18 protein-coding genes and 1 pseudogene are annotated in these 17871 nt (G+C 67.0%); 5 read left to right on the forward strand and 14 right to left on the reverse strand.

Annotation, left to right across the window (positions count from 1 at the left end; translation table 11 throughout):
* Positions 1-12 precede the first annotated feature (12 nt).
* From QX204_RS15910 to QX204_RS15925, 4 genes and pseudogenes are all read right to left on the reverse strand, one after another.
* Complete coding sequence (locus tag QX204_RS15910) at positions 13-732, reverse strand: energy-coupling factor ABC transporter ATP-binding protein (protein WP_301907657.1); 720 nt, start codon at positions 730-732, stop codon at positions 13-15.
* Positions 729-1490, reverse strand: coding sequence for a cobalt ECF transporter T component CbiQ (gene cbiQ, locus QX204_RS15915; protein WP_301907658.1), 762 nt, complete (start codon positions 1488-1490; stop codon positions 729-731). The genes QX204_RS15910 and cbiQ overlap by 4 nt, the downstream gene beginning before the upstream one ends.
* Entirely contained in the window at positions 1491-1856 is a 366-nt protein-coding gene (locus QX204_RS15920; protein WP_301908009.1) for a PDGLE domain-containing protein, read from the reverse strand.
* A gap of 69 nt (positions 1857-1925) precedes the next feature.
* Positions 1926-2588: pseudogene (locus QX204_RS15925) on the reverse strand (energy-coupling factor ABC transporter permease); the annotation flags it as partial.
* 108 nt (positions 2589-2696) lie between these two features.
* Between QX204_RS15925 and QX204_RS15930 the strand changes: the two are divergent.
* The 4 genes from QX204_RS15930 (at position 2697) to QX204_RS15945 (ending at position 6777) form a co-directional block, all read left to right on the forward strand.
* A complete protein-coding gene (locus QX204_RS15930; protein WP_301907659.1) occupies positions 2697-3098 on the forward strand; it encodes a low affinity iron permease family protein in 402 nt (133 codons plus the stop codon).
* 426 nt (positions 3099-3524) lie between these two features.
* Positions 3525-4598: a TetR/AcrR family transcriptional regulator gene (locus QX204_RS15935; RefSeq protein WP_301908010.1), complete on the forward strand. Its 1074-nt coding sequence runs from the start codon at positions 3525-3527 to the stop codon at positions 4596-4598.
* Between the two features lie 3 nt (positions 4599-4601).
* Positions 4602-5255, forward strand: coding sequence for a hypothetical protein (locus QX204_RS15940; protein ID WP_301907660.1), 654 nt, complete (start codon positions 4602-4604; stop codon positions 5253-5255).
* Between the two features lie 280 nt (positions 5256-5535).
* Entirely contained in the window at positions 5536-6777 is a 1242-nt protein-coding gene (locus QX204_RS15945) for a GAF domain-containing protein (RefSeq protein WP_301907661.1), read from the forward strand.
* Between the two features lie 28 nt (positions 6778-6805).
* Here the strand turns inward: QX204_RS15945 and QX204_RS15950 are convergent, their stop codons facing one another.
* The 10 genes from QX204_RS15950 to QX204_RS15995 all read right to left on the reverse strand — a co-directional run bounded on the left by QX204_RS15950 (position 6806) and on the right by QX204_RS15995 (position 15919).
* A complete protein-coding gene (locus tag QX204_RS15950) occupies positions 6806-7300 on the reverse strand; it encodes a DUF6764 family protein (protein WP_301907662.1) in 495 nt (164 codons plus the stop codon).
* A 52-nt stretch (positions 7301-7352) separates the two neighbouring features.
* Positions 7353-8015 carry a fasciclin domain-containing protein gene (locus QX204_RS15955; RefSeq protein ID WP_301908011.1) on the reverse strand — a complete coding sequence of 221 codons (663 nt, stop codon included), beginning with the start codon at positions 8013-8015 and terminating at the stop codon, positions 7353-7355.
* Positions 8016-8275: 260 nt separating this feature from the next.
* Complete coding sequence (locus tag QX204_RS15960) at positions 8276-9301, reverse strand: Rieske (2Fe-2S) protein (protein WP_301908012.1); 1026 nt, start codon at positions 9299-9301, stop codon at positions 8276-8278.
* A complete protein-coding gene (locus tag QX204_RS15965) occupies positions 9292-10866 on the reverse strand; it encodes an FAD-dependent oxidoreductase (protein WP_301907663.1) in 1575 nt (524 codons plus the stop codon). The genes QX204_RS15960 and QX204_RS15965 overlap by 10 nt, the downstream gene beginning before the upstream one ends.
* Complete coding sequence (locus tag QX204_RS15970) at positions 10866-11627, reverse strand: class I SAM-dependent methyltransferase (protein ID WP_301907664.1); 762 nt, start codon at positions 11625-11627, stop codon at positions 10866-10868. The genes QX204_RS15965 and QX204_RS15970 overlap by 1 nt, the downstream gene beginning before the upstream one ends.
* Entirely contained in the window at positions 11624-11953 is a 330-nt protein-coding gene (locus QX204_RS15975) for a lycopene cyclase domain-containing protein (RefSeq protein WP_301907665.1), read from the reverse strand. Before QX204_RS15975 ends, QX204_RS15970 begins: the two co-directional genes overlap by 4 nt.
* Positions 11950-12303 carry a lycopene cyclase domain-containing protein gene (locus tag QX204_RS15980; RefSeq protein ID WP_301907666.1) on the reverse strand — a complete coding sequence of 118 codons (354 nt, stop codon included), beginning with the start codon at positions 12301-12303 and terminating at the stop codon, positions 11950-11952. Before QX204_RS15980 ends, QX204_RS15975 begins: the two co-directional genes overlap by 4 nt.
* Positions 12304-12465: 162 nt before the next feature.
* A complete protein-coding gene (locus QX204_RS15985; protein ID WP_301907667.1) occupies positions 12466-13434 on the reverse strand; it encodes a phytoene/squalene synthase family protein in 969 nt (322 codons plus the stop codon).
* Positions 13431-14951, reverse strand: coding sequence for a phytoene desaturase family protein (crtI, locus tag QX204_RS15990; RefSeq protein ID WP_301907668.1), 1521 nt, complete (start codon positions 14949-14951; stop codon positions 13431-13433). The genes QX204_RS15985 and crtI overlap by 4 nt, the downstream gene beginning before the upstream one ends.
* Before the next feature lie 29 nt (positions 14952-14980).
* A complete protein-coding gene (locus QX204_RS15995) occupies positions 14981-15919 on the reverse strand; it encodes a polyprenyl synthetase family protein (protein WP_301907669.1) in 939 nt (312 codons plus the stop codon).
* 441 nt (positions 15920-16360) lie between these two features.
* Between QX204_RS15995 and QX204_RS16000 the strand changes: the two genes are divergently transcribed.
* Positions 16361-17833 carry a phospholipase D-like domain-containing protein gene (locus tag QX204_RS16000; protein ID WP_301907670.1) on the forward strand — a complete coding sequence of 491 codons (1473 nt, stop codon included), beginning with the start codon at positions 16361-16363 and terminating at the stop codon, positions 17831-17833.
* Positions 17834-17871 lie beyond the last annotated feature (38 nt).

Here is a 17871-nt window from a genome sequence, read left to right on the forward strand (position 1 = left end):
ACCGGCACATGCTCAGCTGAGCCGGTGTTCGGCGAGCAGCGCGGCGTCGCCGAGGATGTCGGCGACAGGGCCGTCGGCGACGACTTCGCCGGCGTCGAGGATGACGGCCCGCGCGCAGATCCGTTGCGCGTAGGGCAGATCGTGGGTCACCACGAGCATGGTGGTCGGCAGCGACAACAGGATCTCGGCGAGTTCGCGGCGGGCCACCGGATCGAGGTTGGCGGCGGGCTCGTCGAGGACGAGGACCTCCGGTCGACACGACAGCACCGTGGCCAGCGCGGCCCGGCGGCGTTCCCCGAGCGACAGGTGCGCCGGTGAGCGCCCCGCCCGATCTGTCATCCCCACCGCGTCGAGCGCCGCCCGGACGTGTTCGGCGAGGGCGTCGCCGCGGACGCCGAAGTTGGCGGGCCCGAACGCGACGTCCTGTTCCACGGTCGGCATGAACAGTTGGTCGTCGGGGTCCTGGAACACCACCCCGACCCGTTGCCGAATGGCGCGAACACTGTTGCGGTCCAACCGCACACCACCGATGTGCACCTCCCCCGAGGTGGCGGTGAGTACTCCGTTCAGGTGCAGCATCAAGGTGGATTTGCCCGCTCCGTTGGGTCCGAGGACGGCCACCCGCTCCCCTGGCGCGATCTGCAGGTTCACCCCGTTCAGCGCGCCGGTCCCGTCAGGATAGGCGAACGTCAGGTCGACCACACGCACCGCCGGTGCCGTCGGTTCGGTCACCGCATGATCCAAGCACCCGCGCAGACCGCGATCGCGGCGGCAGCGGGCAGGCAGCCGAGCAGCCACTGTTCGCGGGTGGCGGGCGGGGTGCCGACATCGGGCACGGTGCCGTCGAATCCGCGCGACAGCATGGCCAGGTGAACTCGTTCGCCGCGTTCGTAGGATCGCAGGAACAGGGTGCCCGCGCCGCGTGCGGTCGCACCGGCTTGGCGCAGCGTGCGTGGGTCGTCGCCACGTGAGATCCGTGCCAGTCGCATCCGCGCGGCCTCGTCGACCAGCACATCGATATAGCGCAGCATCAGGACCACGATCATGACGATCGTGCCGGGTACGCGCAGCCGCGTCAGCCCTTCGGGCAAGGCGCGCACGCTCGTCGTCGCGGCCAGGGTCAGTGAGATGCCCACGCCGATAGTGCCTTTCGCGATGATGCCCCACGCGGCGTAGAGGCCGGTCACCGACAGCGACAGCCCGAAGAAGTCGGTGCGGGGTTGCCCGGCGGCGAAGGGCAGCAGGATCGCCAACACCACGAACGGCAACTCGATGAGCAGCCGCGGCGCGATCCAGCGCAGCCCGATTCCCCACCACCGCCACAACGCGATCAAGCCCAGGGCATAGCAGCCGAACGGCCACAACAACTCCCGTGGCGTCGCTACGACCGCGAACACCGCGACCAGCGCGCAAACGATCTTCACCTCGGTCGGCGCACGATGCGCCGGTGAATTCCCCGCCAGATACAGCCGGTGGACCGCGGCGCTCACCTACTCCCGCTCCGTTTCCGACCGCGCCGCGACGTCACCCGCGCGGGCCGCCGAGCGTGATCCGCTGCGGCCGATCCGGATCGTGCGGACCATCGCGAACAGCACCGCGAAGGCGGCCCCGACGCCGACGACGCCCGCCGGACCGGCGAGATCGCTGTTGCCGTCGATCGCGTAGTCGGCCAGCGGAGAACCGACGAACCGGTGTTCCTCGGCGCTCTGCGCGATGCACTCACCGCGCAGTTCCTCGACCCCGTTCACCTCGACCGTGGCGCACCCGCGTCGGGTGGTGGCGTCGAGCCCGTCGGGCTGTGGACTCGCGGCGTAGGACAGCACCCCGGCAACGAGCACCGCGGTCGCGGCGAACATCCACAGGAAACCGGTGAAGGACAACCGCACGCGAGCGGGCGACGCCGCGGCGGACACCGGACCGGCGGCACGCAGCACATAGACCAGATCCGGCCGTGCGCTCACCACCGCCACCACGGTGATCGCGGTGATGATGCCTTCCCCGACCCCGATCAACGCGTGGGTGAGCAACATGTACCCCGCGACCGCCCCGACCGTGGAACCCGCGGCCCCGCCGATGGCGTATTCGACGACGAAACCCATGGCGGCGCACAGGGTTCCGATGAGCGCGGCGACGAACGCCACGACACCCGTCCCCGTGTCGCTTCGCCGGCGCAGCAGCGCTGTCCCGGCTCGAGCGACGAGATATCCCGCGCCGACACCGATCAGGGCCATGTTCGTGATGTTGGTGCCGAGCGCGGTCAGGCCACCGTCGGCGAACAGCAGTGCTTGCACGACCAGGACCACCGCCACGCACAATGCCCCGAGAGCGGGTCCGACCAGAATGGCGGCCAGCGCCCCGCCGAGCAGGTGCCCACTCACACCCGGCAGGATCGGGAAGTTGACCATCTGGACCGCGAAGATGAACGCGGCCACCAGCCCGGCCATCGGCGCGGCACGCTCATCGAGTTCAGCCCGTGCTCGCCAGCCCGCGAGCCCGAGTCCCACCGCCGCGATCCCCGCGAAGATCAGCGACGTCGGCGCATCGACGATCCCGTCGCTCATATGCATTGCCACGGTGCTGCCGTTCACCTATCAGAACACTACGCCCTTTATCTGTCCAAGTGAACAGATAAAGGAATGTCCCACCGCAACGTCGGTCCCGCTGCGACAGGGGTGCGATGCGACTAGAATCCGGTAATGGAGCGTCGCCGCAGTGAAGCCGCGCGCAGCCGTAGCGGCGGCGATCACCGGTCGCCCTTCGACCGGTTCGTCGAGCAGGCCGAGCTGCGAGTGAGTCAGGCTCCGTTCTTCTTCGTCTGCGCCGGAATCGTCGCGGCGTGGCTGATCAGCCTGCCGTGGTGGACAGACCTCAAAACGTGGCAGGTTGCCATTCACACCGTCGCGAGCGTTTTCACGCTGCTGTTGGTGGTGCTGCTCGAGAACGCCGGCCGCCGCGCCAGCGAGGCCGCGCAGGAGAAACTCAATGTCATCGCCGAGGCACTGGCCGCGCTGCTGGATTCCTCCGCGTCCACCGATCCCGAACTCCGGGTGGCCGCGGATCGGCTGCGAGAAGCCGTCGGGCTCGAAGAGCGTCACTGACCGACACGAGGTCACGCACGTATCACCGACGTACTGCGGATGCTTGCACGACGGTCGTTCTACCGACGCGACCGACCGAACTCCCAGGATCAAGTTACTCATGCTTCTGATAAACGAACCGGCGGTCCCGGGCTACGTGGACATGCCCCTTGCAGACTGGATGGTCTTTTGCCAGTAGGCAGCGTCCACTATGTGACCTTCGATTCAGTTCCTGATAAGAGGCCATGGAACCCGCTACGGAACGTGTTCCACCACTATTGTCGGGGCATGGCCGTTGGTAAAGTTCACACAGCGAAGACAGCGCCTGGTCCCCAACCGAAGCCGAGTAGCCCTGCGCCGGTCCGGCGGAGGCCGGCCGACCGGCGTGAGCACATCGCACGGGTCTCTGCCGAAGCCTTCGGTGCACGAGGACTGCACGGCGTGAGCATGAACGAAATCGGCGCCAAGTTGGACATCAGCCACGCCGCTGTGTACCGGCACTTTCCCAGCAAATACAGCCTGTTCCGGCAGGAGACGCTCCGGCTCAGCGAACTCGGCGTCCGGGCGGTGCGCCTGCCCGAGACCGCGCGGAATTGGGACCCTGCCCGCAAGTTCGACTTCACCGTCGACGCCATGATCGGTGCCGCGCTCGCCAACCGGGGCTGTGGTGCGCTGCTGCGATGGCAGCACCGCTACCTCGACGACGACGACCGCCGAATTCTGCTGGATCAGGTCGCCACCACCGAAGCCGCTTTGCGCGATCGAGTCGAACAGATGCGACCCGAGCTCTCCGACGCGGAACGCGCCGTCATCGCCAGTGCGTTGATGAGTGTGATCACCAGTATCTGCGACCACCGCACCCGTATCCCGGCGCCCGAGCTGGCTGAGGTTCTGGCCACGACCTGCAAGACAATCGTCGGCACCACGCTGCCGACCATCGTCGCCGCCGAGGATGAGCTTCCCGCGGTGCGACGGCACCACCACGAACTGGTGATGTACAGAGCTGTCGAACTGTTCCGTACACGCGGTTACCCCGTTGTCAGCGTCGAGGACATCGCGACCGCGTCCGGGCTGCCTTCCGCGTCGGCGCTCTACCGCTATTACCGCAGCAAAGGCGACTTGCTCAGCGCCGTAATCCATCGCCGTCTCGACCGAATCTCGACCGCCGTGACCGCTGCTTCCGACGGCGACCCGCATGCCGCGCTGACCCAGCTGATCGCGAGCTATGTCCAGGAATCGATCACCGAGCCAGGACTGTCCTTCGTGTTCCACGCCGAGCTCGCCAATCTCCCGGCTGCCGAGGGCGCGACGATGAACCACCGTCAGCGACTGGCCATCGAGGCGTGCGCCCAGTTCGTCACCGCCGCCCGGCCTTCCTTACCGCCCGCGCACGCCCAAGTCCTCGTCCACGCCGCACTCGCCCTCGTCGTCGATCTGGAGCAATTGATGGGACCCGACCATCCCGAATGCGGCGCTGCCCGAATCGAGCATCTGATGTCCGATATCCTCCTCGGCGCCTAGCCTGTGACCGCACAGTCCGGTGACGAGCTCTATCGGAAACGCGCGGCCCTTCAGCGGCGTTGGGACGATCGGGACAGGGCGCACAGCAATTCTCCGATTGTCGACCACTCGACGGCGTCGTTTCGCGAGGCCTACTACGCCGAGGATTCCCGGCGCCGGCAGCGGGCACAGGAGGAATTCGACGCGCGGAGTTGGGAATTCGTCATCGATCCAGTGATCGATGAGTGGGCACGGGCATGGATCGTCGGAGTACCAGCGACGTTGCCGCTACGCCGGTCGACCTTTCCGGACTGGGCCGACCTGCTCGGTTTCCGCAGTCACGACTTCTCGATCGATATGGCACTGGTGGCACTGGTCGACCGCGCGGTCACCGACGGCGTGATGCGCTTTCCGTGCCAGGGCGTGGTCGCTACGGCATTCTCCAGTCGCCATCCCTACACCGAACTCACCGACGGCGTCGGCTACGGCTTCTATCCGGACGACGCCGAAGAGTTGATCGTCCACGGCTCGGCCGCAGTGCGATACGAGGATTTCGACAGCAGGCCGGAATACGGTCCCGATGCCGTGGTTGCCGCGATCCGGATGGTGCACGATACGTTCCAGAAGCCTCGACCTGGACATAGGCAACCCGGGAGATACTGGCAGCCCACCGAGTGAGCCCCTTGTTCCCGAAGAATTCCTCGACATGCAGATCGGCGAGAGTCGTCTCCCGCCTATCAATTTCCACCCTCACGTGACGATTTGTCGCTAGTCGCGCGATGTGGTGGCCGTGACGATCTCGCCCAACCGTGACCGTCGTTGGCGACCCCGCGACAAGACCGGTAGCGTTCGGTACCGGTGGTGCCTCGTCGATGCTGGGTGATCAGTCCACTGTTCCGCAGACGAGAGGCACCTTGTGACAACCCCCACCCGACACCGAACCGAACCCGATGCCCGCGTGCCGGCTTCGGCAGGCGAGCGGGACCTGCGGGAACTGTTCGGGCAGTCCATCGCCGTCTTCGTCTCACTCGCGGGCCCGAAGCATCTGGTCGACACGGCCAACCCCGCGTTCTTCGCCGCGATCGGAAAGGACCCGGCCCACACCGGGATTCCGCTGGCCGAGCTGGTGCCCGAACTACCCGAACACGGTGTTCTTGCCGTCTTGGATCAGGTCTATCGCACCGGTGAACCCCACACCAGTCATGCCGTTCCGGTCCTGCTGGGCGCCCACAAGGTCCGGTCCTCCTTCGATTTCAGCTACGAGCCACTCCACGACGACGAGGGGTCGGTGACCGGGATCCGGTTGATCGGTGTGGAGACCACCCAACTCGAACACGCGCACCGGCTGATGGCCGAGCAGCGCGCCCTGGTCGAACAGATCGCCCGCCAAGCGCCCCTGGCCGAGGTCCTGGACGGCATGGCGCGCGCGATCGAAGATCTCGCCCCCGAACAGGTCCTGGTCTCGGTGCTGCTCGCCGACCCGGACGGGCGACATCTGCGCCACGGCGCCGCGCCGAGCCTGCCCGACTTCTACAACGAAGCCATCGACGGGATCGCCACCGGCGAAGGCGTTGGCTCGTGTGGCACCGCCGCGCATCGGCGCGAACCGGTCATCGTCACCGATATCGGCACCGATCCTTTCTGGGACGACTTCCGGGAACTGGCCGGGCGCGCGCAGCTGGCGGCGTGCTGGTCGACGCCGATCCTGGCCCGCGACAGCACCCTGCTGGGAACCTTCGCCATGTATCACCGCAGCCCGCGCGCCCCGCAGGACAGCGATCTCGCGCTTGCCCGGGTCTTCGCCGACACCGCGGGCCTGGCCATCGAGCGCCATCACATCGAGCAGGCGAAAGCGACGGCCGAGGCACAGGCCGAAGCCGCGCGCCAGGAGCTGGCCACGGCGCTGCGCGTCGAAAACCGGTTACGCACCGAGGCCGAGCAGCGCGCCGAAGCGGCCGCCGAACTCAGCGCCCGAATGCACAGTGCCGCGGCAGCGCTGGTCGCTGTGCCGCGTCCTGAGCAGTGCGAGCTCGGCGGGTCCGCTGGGTGCGGCGAACCGGCCGAGATCAAGGTCGCCGATTCCTGGGGTGACGCGGCGTGGGGTTGCCCCGACCACGTCGAACACGCCCTGCTCAACGTGAGTTCGGTGTTCATCGCCAACGAAGATCTCGGTGGCCTCGCCGCCTACCGCAACCGCTGACCTCGGCTCACCACCGGTCGCCCACGGGTCACCCGAGGGAGACGCAACCTTGCAATGTCTGGAAGTCACCGGCCAGTGCCGGGCCGCCCACGCAGGTCGGTGTGGTCCTCCCGTCGATGGTGACACTCGCACCGGCACCGGCGATCCCGAGCGCCAGTCCGGGCCGCACACCGCTGGCGTCGACCGTCGAGCCTGGGCCCACCGCGAGCGCGGCCGGCCCGGACAGGCCCTGTGCTTGCGAGGTTGCCACACCGCCGCCGACGCCGATCGCGAGAGCGAGCGCCTGCGGCCCTGCCGATGCTGCCGCGGATCCATCGACTCCGAACGCGGCAGCGGCACTTCCGCCGACACTCGACGCGGCACATTCGGAAGTGTCCGATGAATTCTCGATCGTGCCCGCGCCGGGAACGCGGCAATCGACCGGCCCCGCGGCGGCAGTCGGCGCCATCGCGATCACACCCGCGATCGCGATGGCCGCGCCGAAGCCGATTCCTGCTGCTCGCCCGTAATGGTGATTGTTCATGTCAATCTCCTAGAGAGGTGTTCGCTGTCCCGTCGAGATATCGACGAGGTTTTTACTGCGGCATCAGAACCGAATCAATCAGGTAGACAGTGGCATTGGCGGTATTGACGCCACCGCAGAGCACCGCCGCGTCGTTGACCTTCAGATCGTCACCGGAGCCGGTGACGGTCACCGTGCCACCCTGCACTGTTGTCTGCGTACCGACGATGGCGTCCGGCGCGATCCGGCCCGGCACCACGTGATAGGTGAGGATCTTCTCCAGCGTGGGCGCGTCGGTCTTCAAGCTCTCGATGGTGGCGGGATCTACCTTGGCGAAGGCCGCGTCCACCGGAGCGAAGACCGTGAACTCGCCGCCGTTGAGCGTGTCGACCAAATTGACCTGCGGATTCAGCTGGCCCGATACCGCAGCGGTCAAGGTGGTGAGGAGCGGATTGTTCGATGCCGCCACCGTCACCGGTACTTCGGCCATACCTTCGACCGACCCCGGTCCGGTCGGGACCTGCGCGGCGTACTCCGCACAACCCGGGCCCACCAGGCTGTCCCCCGCAGCGGCACCCGAAGTCGGCGCCATCGACGACGTGGTCATCATCGATGACGTTGTCGTCGTCGCAGCCGAGTCCGACGACGAATCGTCTGACGAACACGCCGCCAGACCGAACACCGCCATCGCTGCCACCCCTACCGCTGCCACGGTAACTCTCGTGTTGCTTCGCATCGTGTTCACTCGCTTTCTCCTTCCGACGAGGCGGCGAACTTCGCCACCAGGTTTCCGACGGTCATCGAACTTTCGTCCAGGTTGCCGACGGCCAAAGGAGAGATGCACCCAAGGCTCGTGCGGGCTGGTGCGAGGACAGTTCCGTGAGGTGATCACGGTTGCCGAGTGGTCGCCGACATGCGGTTGTCACCTCCAGTGATCCTAGGAGCGAAACGGGGGCGATCGAGCAAATGATGCAAAACTGATGCACACTGTCGTGTTCACTCGGCACGGCGCCCGGTGCGCAATTGGTAGCGACGCTCCGCGTAGGCGAGATCGTCACGCCACAAGCGGGTCGCGGCGTGTGTCATCAGCGGCCGCAGTGCGGCACCAGCGTGGCGGGCTACGCGGAAGCCGCGTCTGTCGCTGTCCGCGACCACTGCCTCGATGACTGCCGTGCGCGGCTGCCCGTCGGGTCCGACACCCAGTGGAGTGGCATGGGTTTCGACGACACTGCCCTGACCTTCGCCGTCGATGATGCGCATCGTCAGCGTTCGTGGTTCCGGGCTGATGAACTCGGCGTGTACGGGGACGCCGAGCCGACCGCCGACCCGGAAGGTGACCGCGACGACGAACCGTTCGACGGGGTCGGTGGAGCCGGGTTCGGACGCGGGAGATTCGAGCACCTCCAGGTGGGCGAACGAGTAGGGGTGAAACCACGACCCGTGCCAGGGATCGAGCCGGTTGGCGATGATGTCGGCGGGCTCGCACACTCCGGTCACGGTGGCGACCGCCGAGATCGCGCGATTCGAGGCCGGACGAGCGCCGATGACCGGCGCATCCAACGGCGCTTCGCCGCCGATGTGGTCGAGTCGTACCCAGACCAGAACCCCGTCGTCGTGGCACGGCAGCACTGTCCACCCCGGCCCACCGTCGCGGCTGAGCCGTAGGCCGTGCCAGCGGCACACCAGCGCCCCGCAGTCGACGCGCGCCTGTGCCAAAGGCGCACCGAGGTGCGGGCACGCGCCGGGTCCGACCACCAGCCGTTGCTGCTGGTCACGCCAGGCCACGAGCTCGACGCCGGCGACAGTGGCACCGAAAGGCCGGTCTTTTCGAACCTCACGGCTCGCGCCGAAGACGTACCAGTTCCCGGAGGGACGTTGCTGCGACCGTTCGAGTGCTGTGCCGATGACAGCGGGGTCGGCGTCGCGGTAGGTGGGATGCTGGGTAGACCACCGTTCGGAATCGACAGGTTGTACCGGCCAGCCGGTGGGCCAGCGTCGAAAGATCCTGTCGCTCATACAGATTCCTCCTGGATCGCCGCTTTCGACATCTCGCGCGCGGCGAGACGTCGCAGCACCGCGTGTCGTCCGGTCGTGGGCACCGTGTACAGGTCGTGCCCGGACAGGCCCCATTGCGTGAGCAGGGCATTGGCCGCGGTCCAGCCGGTCGTGGCAGCACGTTCCATCAACGCGACGGGCAGGTCGATACGGATGCCGTCCCCGGCCAGCATCAGCTTGTCGTGCGGCGTGCGAACCGGCGGGCGGGCGGCGTGGTCGCCTACTCCGAACAGGGGGCAATCCTGTCGCCACTGCACCTGTTCGCCGACGATTCGCGCGTCGGCTGTCTCGGGATAGAGGTGATGCAGTCGAGCGAGGAGCTGCCCGCGGATCTCCCGCTCGAACTCCGGTGTCCGAACCTCGGACACCGCGTAGGCATGCAGTTCGACCACCGCGCCGTTGTGCCGCTCGGCCCAGGAGCGGGCCTGATCCTCGTAGCGGTCGAGGACGCTGATGTTGTCCAGCGGAGGCATGCCGCCGGTGGCGAGAAACGCCGGTCGTTCCTGCGCGACCGGCCGATCCAGCCACAGGCGATGGACGAGAAACGGTGGGGCGCTGCGCAATGCCTGGATCCGTGAGCGCCAGTCGGGATCGCCGAGATCCGGGGAGTCGGCGACGATACGACGCAGCCCGGCGACGTCGGTCGCCAGCACAACCGCATCGGCATCGACGACACCGCCCACATCGTCGTGCACACGGAAGGTTCGCTCTCCACCCGCCCGCACCTGGGTGACTGTCGTTGCGGTGCGGATCCGGGCTCCGCGCGCTGCGAGGTACTCGCTCAGCGGCGACCACAGCGCGGTGTCGTAGTTCGATGTCGGCACATCGAAGAGCAGCCCTTCGCTGGATCCGAGGAAGTAGATGTGGAACATGGCAGCCAACTCGGCGGCCGACATCTGCGCCGGCGGCGCGAAGAAGCTCCGGGAGAAGACCTCGAAGGCGAGATGGCGTGCGGCGACGGGAAACTTGATCTTCCGCAGAAACGTTTCCGCGTCCACATGATCCAACTGCTCGTAGATGGCGGGCACCGACACCATCGCCAACGGGGCCGCGGCCCTGGCATCGAGTCGGCACAACTCGTGTAGCGGAAATGTGCGACTGCGTGCCGCGAAGGCGAGCGCGTTCCAGGGCGGGGTGAGCGGCAGGCGACGGAACGAATCGCGTCGGCCTTGCGCATCCACCAGCGGATAGTCGTCGACACGCGTCATGCGCCGCAGCTGGGGATCGGTGCGGCGCAACAATTGCCGCAGGTTGTAGTACTGCCGGAAGAAGGCATGAAAACCACGGTTCATCGCGATCGGGGTGCCGTCGGGAAGGGCGTCGGTCCACCCGCCGACGCGGCCGCCGAGATACTCCTGGCATTCGATCACCTCGACACCGACGCCGCGTTCGGCGAGCCCGGTAGCGGCGGCCAGCCCGGCGATGCCCGCTCCGACCACAACCACGAACGGGCGGGCGTCCGACGCACGACCGATGGGAGGGGCGGCGGCATGGTGCACGATGCGCCGATCGCGGCCGATTACAGCGTCCACTAGCGCTCGATCCCATCCAGGCCAGGAGCACGATGGGTGGTCGCCAGGAACGTGTGCACGATGCCGTGCTGCCAGCCTGGAACGGTTTCGCTGCAGACAGCCGTGAAACCGTTCTCGCGCAGCCGCTCACGGAATCGGGATGTGCTGTCGAAGGAGACGACGCTTCGTTGCAGGTGCCGGTACAGGGTGGCGTCGCGGCTGAGCATCCATCCGGCGGGCACGATGATGGTGCGGCACACCGTGTTCCAGACGATGCGGGCCCACCTCGATTCCGCCACCGAGTATTCGTGCACCCCCAGCGGGGCGCCGGGGCGAAGCAGCGCGGCGAACGCGCGAAGTTGAGTGTCGGGGTCGGCGAGATTGCGCACCAGATAGGCGGCGAAGATGCCGTCGAAGGGGCCGACGATGCCCGCGGCCTCGATATCCTCGATGCGGCTGTGCACGAATCGGACCGAATCGGGCCATGTTTTGGCCCGCGCTCGCGCGAGCATCTGGGCCGATCCGTCGACCGCGACGATCTCCGCTTTCGGGGCGACCGATAACAGTGCGGCGGTGGAAGCACCTGTCCCGCAACCGGCGTCGAGTAATCGCAGCCCTGCCCCTCGGCCGGGAAGTTGCATCCGGCGCGCGGAGGTGCGCAGGTGTTTGTGATAGCCGGGATTCACCGCGACGAGGCGGTCGTAGTCGTCGGCGACCGCGTCGAAGGCAATCGGCACCACATCGCGACTCAGCCCGTCGACGCCGATTCGAGAGTCGTTCACAAGCGCACACCTTTCCGATCCCGGATTCGTTCGCGTTCCCACAGCAGCAGGACCGCGGTGACCATGGCGAAGCCGAACAGGTAGTCCTCGACCGGGATGTCCCACGGGAACCGGATCCCGGTGATGTGTTCGGAGTCGTAGAGAACCAACGGTGCGGTGAGTTTGGTGAGCCAGCCGTCGACCAGGATCTGGAAGCTGAGCACGATGAGCATCGACAACCAGTAGCCGGGCCTGCCGAATAGCCCTGTCCGGAGGAACGCGAGCTCCCATCCACAGACGAGGACCACCGCGACCAGTGCGGGCAGCGTATAGCCGAGGCCGGTCACCGGGTCCGCTCCGAAGGAGCCGGGGACGACTCGGTGGGGTGCAGCCGCTGGAGAATCGTCTCGACCGCGTTGTAGGTGAGCAGTGCGCACAGCGGTATGACGAGGAAGAAGACCAGTTCCTCGACCGGTATCGCCGGCGGCAGCGTCCAGCCTGTCAGATAGCGCGGGCTGTAGGTCCAGACGTCGGCGGCGATGGCCATCGCGTCCCAGACGAGGAACACGGCGGCCACCGGGAGCACACACCGGACAAGCCGGGCGGGGCGCCGATAGACCCCGCCACCGAAAGACTCCAACGGCAGGGTCACCAGCAGGCAAAGTCCCATGACGATCAGGTATTGCCAGCGTTCCATCGTGTCACCTAACTCTCGGTCAACAACACGCGGTCCAAACGGCGAAACCATCGGCCCATCTGCTCAGGGATCCCGAGGCATCAGGTACTCACAGCACAAACTAGTCCCGTATCCCGCCGAGTTCGATGACCCGCACCGCCTGTTTTCGCCGAGTTCGAGAGATCACGTGAGCCCTTCGGCCTTGGTCAGCGCGCGTGCGCGCCCGCCTCGCCGCGCCCACAACGCGCGAGCCAACGCCGAACCGGCGACCCGGGTGCGACGCGCGTTGCCCACGGTGGCTCGCGCGGTGAACACCGCGAACTCGGTCTCCTCGATGCGGTCGAGAATTTCCGAGTACAGCACGGCCGCGGTGGCGACACAGGGTCGCGATACCGGGTGCAGCAGCGCGATTCCGGGGTCGGCGTATCGGTACCAGTCGTGGGCAATCGCATGTTGTGCGGCCAGGGCCGATCGCACCCTGGCGTCGGTCCGGCGTTTCGTCCGGCACCACTGCAACCGGTCGCGGTCCACCTCGAAAGCGGCCAGCTCGTCGGCAGGCAGATACACCCGGCCACGGTCGAGGTCTTCGGCGATGTCGCGAAGGAAGTTGGTGAGCTGGAACGCTTTTCCCAGCGCCGCCGCGTACGGCGCGGCATCGGCCTGGGCACCCACGGTGCCGAGCACCGGCAGTACTTGCAGCCCGATCACCGCTGCCGAACCGTGCATATAGCGATCCAGCGCGGCCCGATCCGGGTAGTCGGTCACCGTCAGATCCATGCGCATCGAGTCGAGGAAGTCGTCGAACAAGGCGTGGTCGATCCGGTATCTGGCGGCGGTATCGGCCAGCGCGGCAAGGATCGGGTCGTCTCCCGGGGACCCGGAAAGACTGTCGTGCAGGTCCTTCGCCACCACGTCCAGTCGCGCCGCCGCAGAGCCCGCGGCGGCATCGGCCGGGGGTTCGTCGACGATGTCGTCGGCCCATCGGGCAAAGCCGTAGAGCGCGTGGATCGCGGGCCGCTGGGCGGGCGCGAGCAGCCGAGTGGCGAGGAAGAACGTGCGTCCATGTCGGGCGTTGAGGTCCCGGCATCGCTGATAGGACTCCCGCAGCCCCGCAGCGCGGATGCCGGCGGCGTCGAGTTCTGCGTGCATCATCGTCGATCACTCCTGGTCGCAGTCGAGGCTCGCGAGGTCGACACCGTGCCGGTGACACGGTCGGCGGCGAGACGGCCCGACAGCAGGGCCGTCGGCACTCCGACGCCGGGCACGGTGCCGCAGCCGGCCAGCACGGCGTTGGCCGTGCCGCGTGGCAGGTTCGCGGGACGAAAGGGGCCGGTTTGGGCGAAGGTATGCGCGAGTGAGAACGGGGTGCCTGCCAGCATGCCCTGCCGTTCCCAATCGGCGGGCGTATCCACGTGCATGATCTCGGCGTTTTCGCCGAAGCCCGGCACCAACCGGTCCTCGACGATCGCCGTGAGCTCCTCGCCGTACGCGGCGGCGCGACGATCCCAGTCCAGGTCTTTGCTGCGGTAGAGGTTGGGCACCGGAGCCAGAACGGTGAACAGGTCGCGTCCGTGCGGGGCGAGGGCGGGGTCGGTCGCGGTGGGCCGGGTCACCAGCAGCGACGGGTCCGACATCAACTCCCCCGCACCGATCAGTTCGTCGAAGGTCTGCTTCCACGCTTCGCCGAAGACGAGGTTGTGATGTGCCGTCGGCACCGTGGCGGGCATTCCGATATGCATGACGACCGCGGACGGTGCCGGACGCCAGCGGATCGGACGGCGCGGTGCGCGATCGAGCAACTCGTAGGCGGTGGGCAGTTCAGTCGCCAGAACAACAGCATCGCAAGGGATTCGACGACCGTGGTCGGTGAGCACCGAGGTGATCCGGGAGCCGCGCCGTTCCAGGTCGTGAACTGTCTCGCCGTAACAGAACGTCACACCGGCGTCGACGGCGGCGGCCGCGAGGGCCTCCGGTAGCGCGCGCATTCCTCCGCGCGGGAAGTAGACCCCACCCACCGTGTCCATGTAGGAGATCACCGCATACAGCGCCAGCGCTCGTTGTGGCGCCACGCCCGCATAGAGCGATTGGAAGGTGAATACTCGGCGCAGTCGTTCGTCGGTCAGAAAGGATCCGATCGTCCTGTCGAGGCGCCGGAATCCGCCCAGTGCGATCAGCCGTGCGAGCGCCGGTGTCAGCAATGACAGTGGAGAATCGGCGTTCGCGGCGATGAACCGATCGAATTCGACGCGGTACAACTCGCTCATCCACGCGCGCAGTCGGCGATACCCGTCGACTTCCCCTGGTCCGGCGAATGCCAGGACCGATTCCTCCATCGCCGCTGCGTCGCTGTGCACATCCAACCCGCTGCCGTCGGCGAAGTGCGCGCGGTAGGCAGGAGCGACCGGCAACAAGTCCAACCGGGAGTCGAGATCCTCACCCACCGCGGCAAGGGTGTCGGCGACGATCTCGGGCATGGTCAGCACCGACGGCCCGGTGTCGAGCAGGTAGCCATCGACATCGCGGTGTCCCGCTCGTCCACCGGCGAACATCTCGCGCTCCACCACTGTGACTGTGCGACCGCGGCCTGCCAGGTGCAACGCTGCGGCCAGACCCGCCAGACCGGCACCGACGACGACCACCTCATCGGTTCTTCCCGATATCGTTCGCATCGTTCCCTTTCAGTCGGTGGTGACGGCGGTCAGTGCGTGCGGTGGGTGCACAGCAGCGCCATGCGGTGCAGAGAATCGGCTACCGATGGTTCGAGATCGGCGATGTCGAGCAGCCGACGCGCATGGTCGACGCGGTCGGCGATCATCTGTTCGGCGCGCAGTCCCGCACCACTGTCGGTGACCACCGCCTGTGCGAGCGCCACATCGCGCTCATCGATGACCTTCTTCGTCCAGAGGCCTCGTAGCCGGGTGCGATCGGCCGGCTCGGCCAGCTGATCAGCCAGCGCGATCACGGTGGTCGCCTTCCGCTCTCGAACGTCGTCGCCGGTCGGTTTGCCGGTCGTCGCGGGGTCGCCGAAGATGCCGAGCAGGTCATCGCGAATCTGGAAAGCCTCCCCGATCACTTCGCCGTATTCACCGAGAAGGCGCATCATCGTCTCGTCGCAGTCGGCCATCGCCGCACCCAGCTCGAGTGGCCTGCGCACGGTGTAGTTGCCGGACTTACGGCGCGCGATGTCCATCACCGCGTCCACGGTCGGAACGCGATTCGCATCGTTGGACAAATCCGCGAGCTGACCTACCGCCAGTTCGCTGCGCATCGAGTCGTAGCGTGGCCATGCTCGATCCAGCGCGGCGGCGCCGACGCCACTTTCACGCAGCATGCGCTCGGCCCACACCAAGTACAGGTCGGCGAGCAGGATCGCCGCCGACTCACCGAATCGGGCCGACGATCCGGACAACCCCTGATCGCTGTGCCACGCGGCGAGACGCAGATGGGCTGCCGTCCGTCCCCGCCTGACCTGGGACTCGTCCATCACGTCGTCCTGCACGAGCGCGAACGCGTGCAGCAGCTCCGCGCTCGCGGCCGCGCGCAACGCGGGTTCGGACTCACCGAGACCGCCACACAACCAGCCGAGATAGACGAACACCGACCGTACGCACTTGCCGCCCGACGCGAAATCGATCATCAGCCGACCGGGAAGCGAGAACCCTTCTGGGTCCAATTCCGCCGCGCAACGCGCCCGGACGAACTCATCGACGTGATCACGTACCGAGCGCTGCGTACGGTCGAGCCACCCGGCGAACTGCGCAGAACCGTCCCCGTTCGGCGACGCTCGGCAGTGCTGGATCGCGATAGCTACTCGCTCTGCATCCACATCTCCCATTGTGGCATCAACTCCCGCATTTTGCATCGTTTATGCATCGAATACTGGGTCCGAGATTGGTCACGCCTGGGTACAACACCCAAGATTCACACGGTTCGGCCCCGACATCAGGCAGGCACGCACCAACGGCGACGTGTCGTCGCCCGGAGCGACGGGTAGCGGCCCCGAGCGGTCGGGGGCCCACCCAGTATTGTGAATCGTTCACCTGCGGGGACGGGTGACAGACGACGGGATCGACTACACATGAGCGACGAGCGACAAATCCTCACTCCCGGCGAAACCTGCTGGCAGATCGCCCAGGCAGATCGCCTGGCATGCATCATCGACGCGGCGGACTACTTCCGCTATGCCAAGGCCGCGATGCTGCGGGCGCGCAAACGCATCGTGCTGATCGGCTGGGATTTCGACACCCGGATCAAGTTCGAACCGCAGGGCAAGACCCTCGAAGGACCCGATCGGCTCGGCAAGTTCCTGTCCTGGCTGCCGAAGCAACGTCCGGACCTCGAGATCTACCTGCTGAAGTGGAATGTCGGTGCGTTCGCCGCGATCGGCCGGGGGATGACACCGATCTTCGTCGTCAATTGGATGACCGACCGACGACTGCACTTCGAAATCGACGGCGCGCACCCCGTCGGCGCGGCGCACCATCAGAAGATCATCGTGATCGATGACCAACTCGCGTTCTGCGGCGGCATCGATATGACCGTCGACCGCTGGGACACCAGTGACCACGATGACGACAACACCTACCGCACCGAGCCGAACAACCAGCGCTACGGCCCTTGGCACGATGCGACCACCGCCGTGGACGGCGCCGCGGCGAAGGCGATCGGCGAACTGGCCGCCGCCAGATGGAAAGCTGCCACAGGACAAGAACTGAGCCCCGTCGACGAGATCGCCGGGCAAGCGCCGTGGCCCGAAGACCTGGAGCCGACGATGCGCTCCGTCGACGTGGGGATCGCCCGCACTCTCCCCGAACTCGCCGACCGCACCGAGGTTCGCGAGATCGAGGCGCTGTATCGCGCGGCGATCGCGGGCGCCACCCGCACGCTGTACATCGAGAGCCAGTACCTGGCGTCGCGCACCCTCGCCGAGGCGATCGCCGCGCGCCTGCGCGAACCGGACGGCCCGGAGATCGTGCTGGTACTCCCCCGCAACGCCGACGGCTGGCTCGAGCAAGCGGCCATGGACGGCGCCCGTCGACGCCTGCTGCATCTGCTGTGGAAAGCCGACATCCACCACCGGCTGGGCGTCTACTACCCGGTCACCGCCGGCGGTGCGCCCATCTATGTCCACGCCAAGGTGCTGGTGATGGACGACCGCCTGCTGCGGGTCGGATCATCGAACCTCAACAATCGTTCGATGGGCTTCGACACCGAATGCGACCTCGCCGTCGAGGTCACCCCGACGACCGCCGACGGCGAAGTCCTCCGTGACACCATTCTCGGAATCCGCCGCCGCTTGCTCTGCGAACACCTCGACGCCGACCCCGCGAAATTCGACGCCACCCTCGCCGAAACATCCTCGCTCGTGCGCACGGTCGAAGCGCTGCGCGGCGAAGGCCGCACCCTGGTCCGATTCGACCCCGACACCGTCGCGGACGAGGGTAGCGTCCTGGCGGAGAACGAGCTGATGGATCCCGAACGCACGCCGACAAAGCTGTGGGACAGCCTCTTTTCGGGCCGAGACGTTCGCCGCACGAGGTCGACTCGATAACCACGGCGATCTCCCCTGCGGGGCATGATCCGCGCCAC

Origin of the sequence: Nocardia sp. PE-7, assembly GCF_030486425.1 — a bacterium.
In the GTDB taxonomy this organism is placed as follows: Bacteria; Actinomycetota; Actinomycetes; order Mycobacteriales; family Mycobacteriaceae; genus Nocardia; species Nocardia salmonicida_A.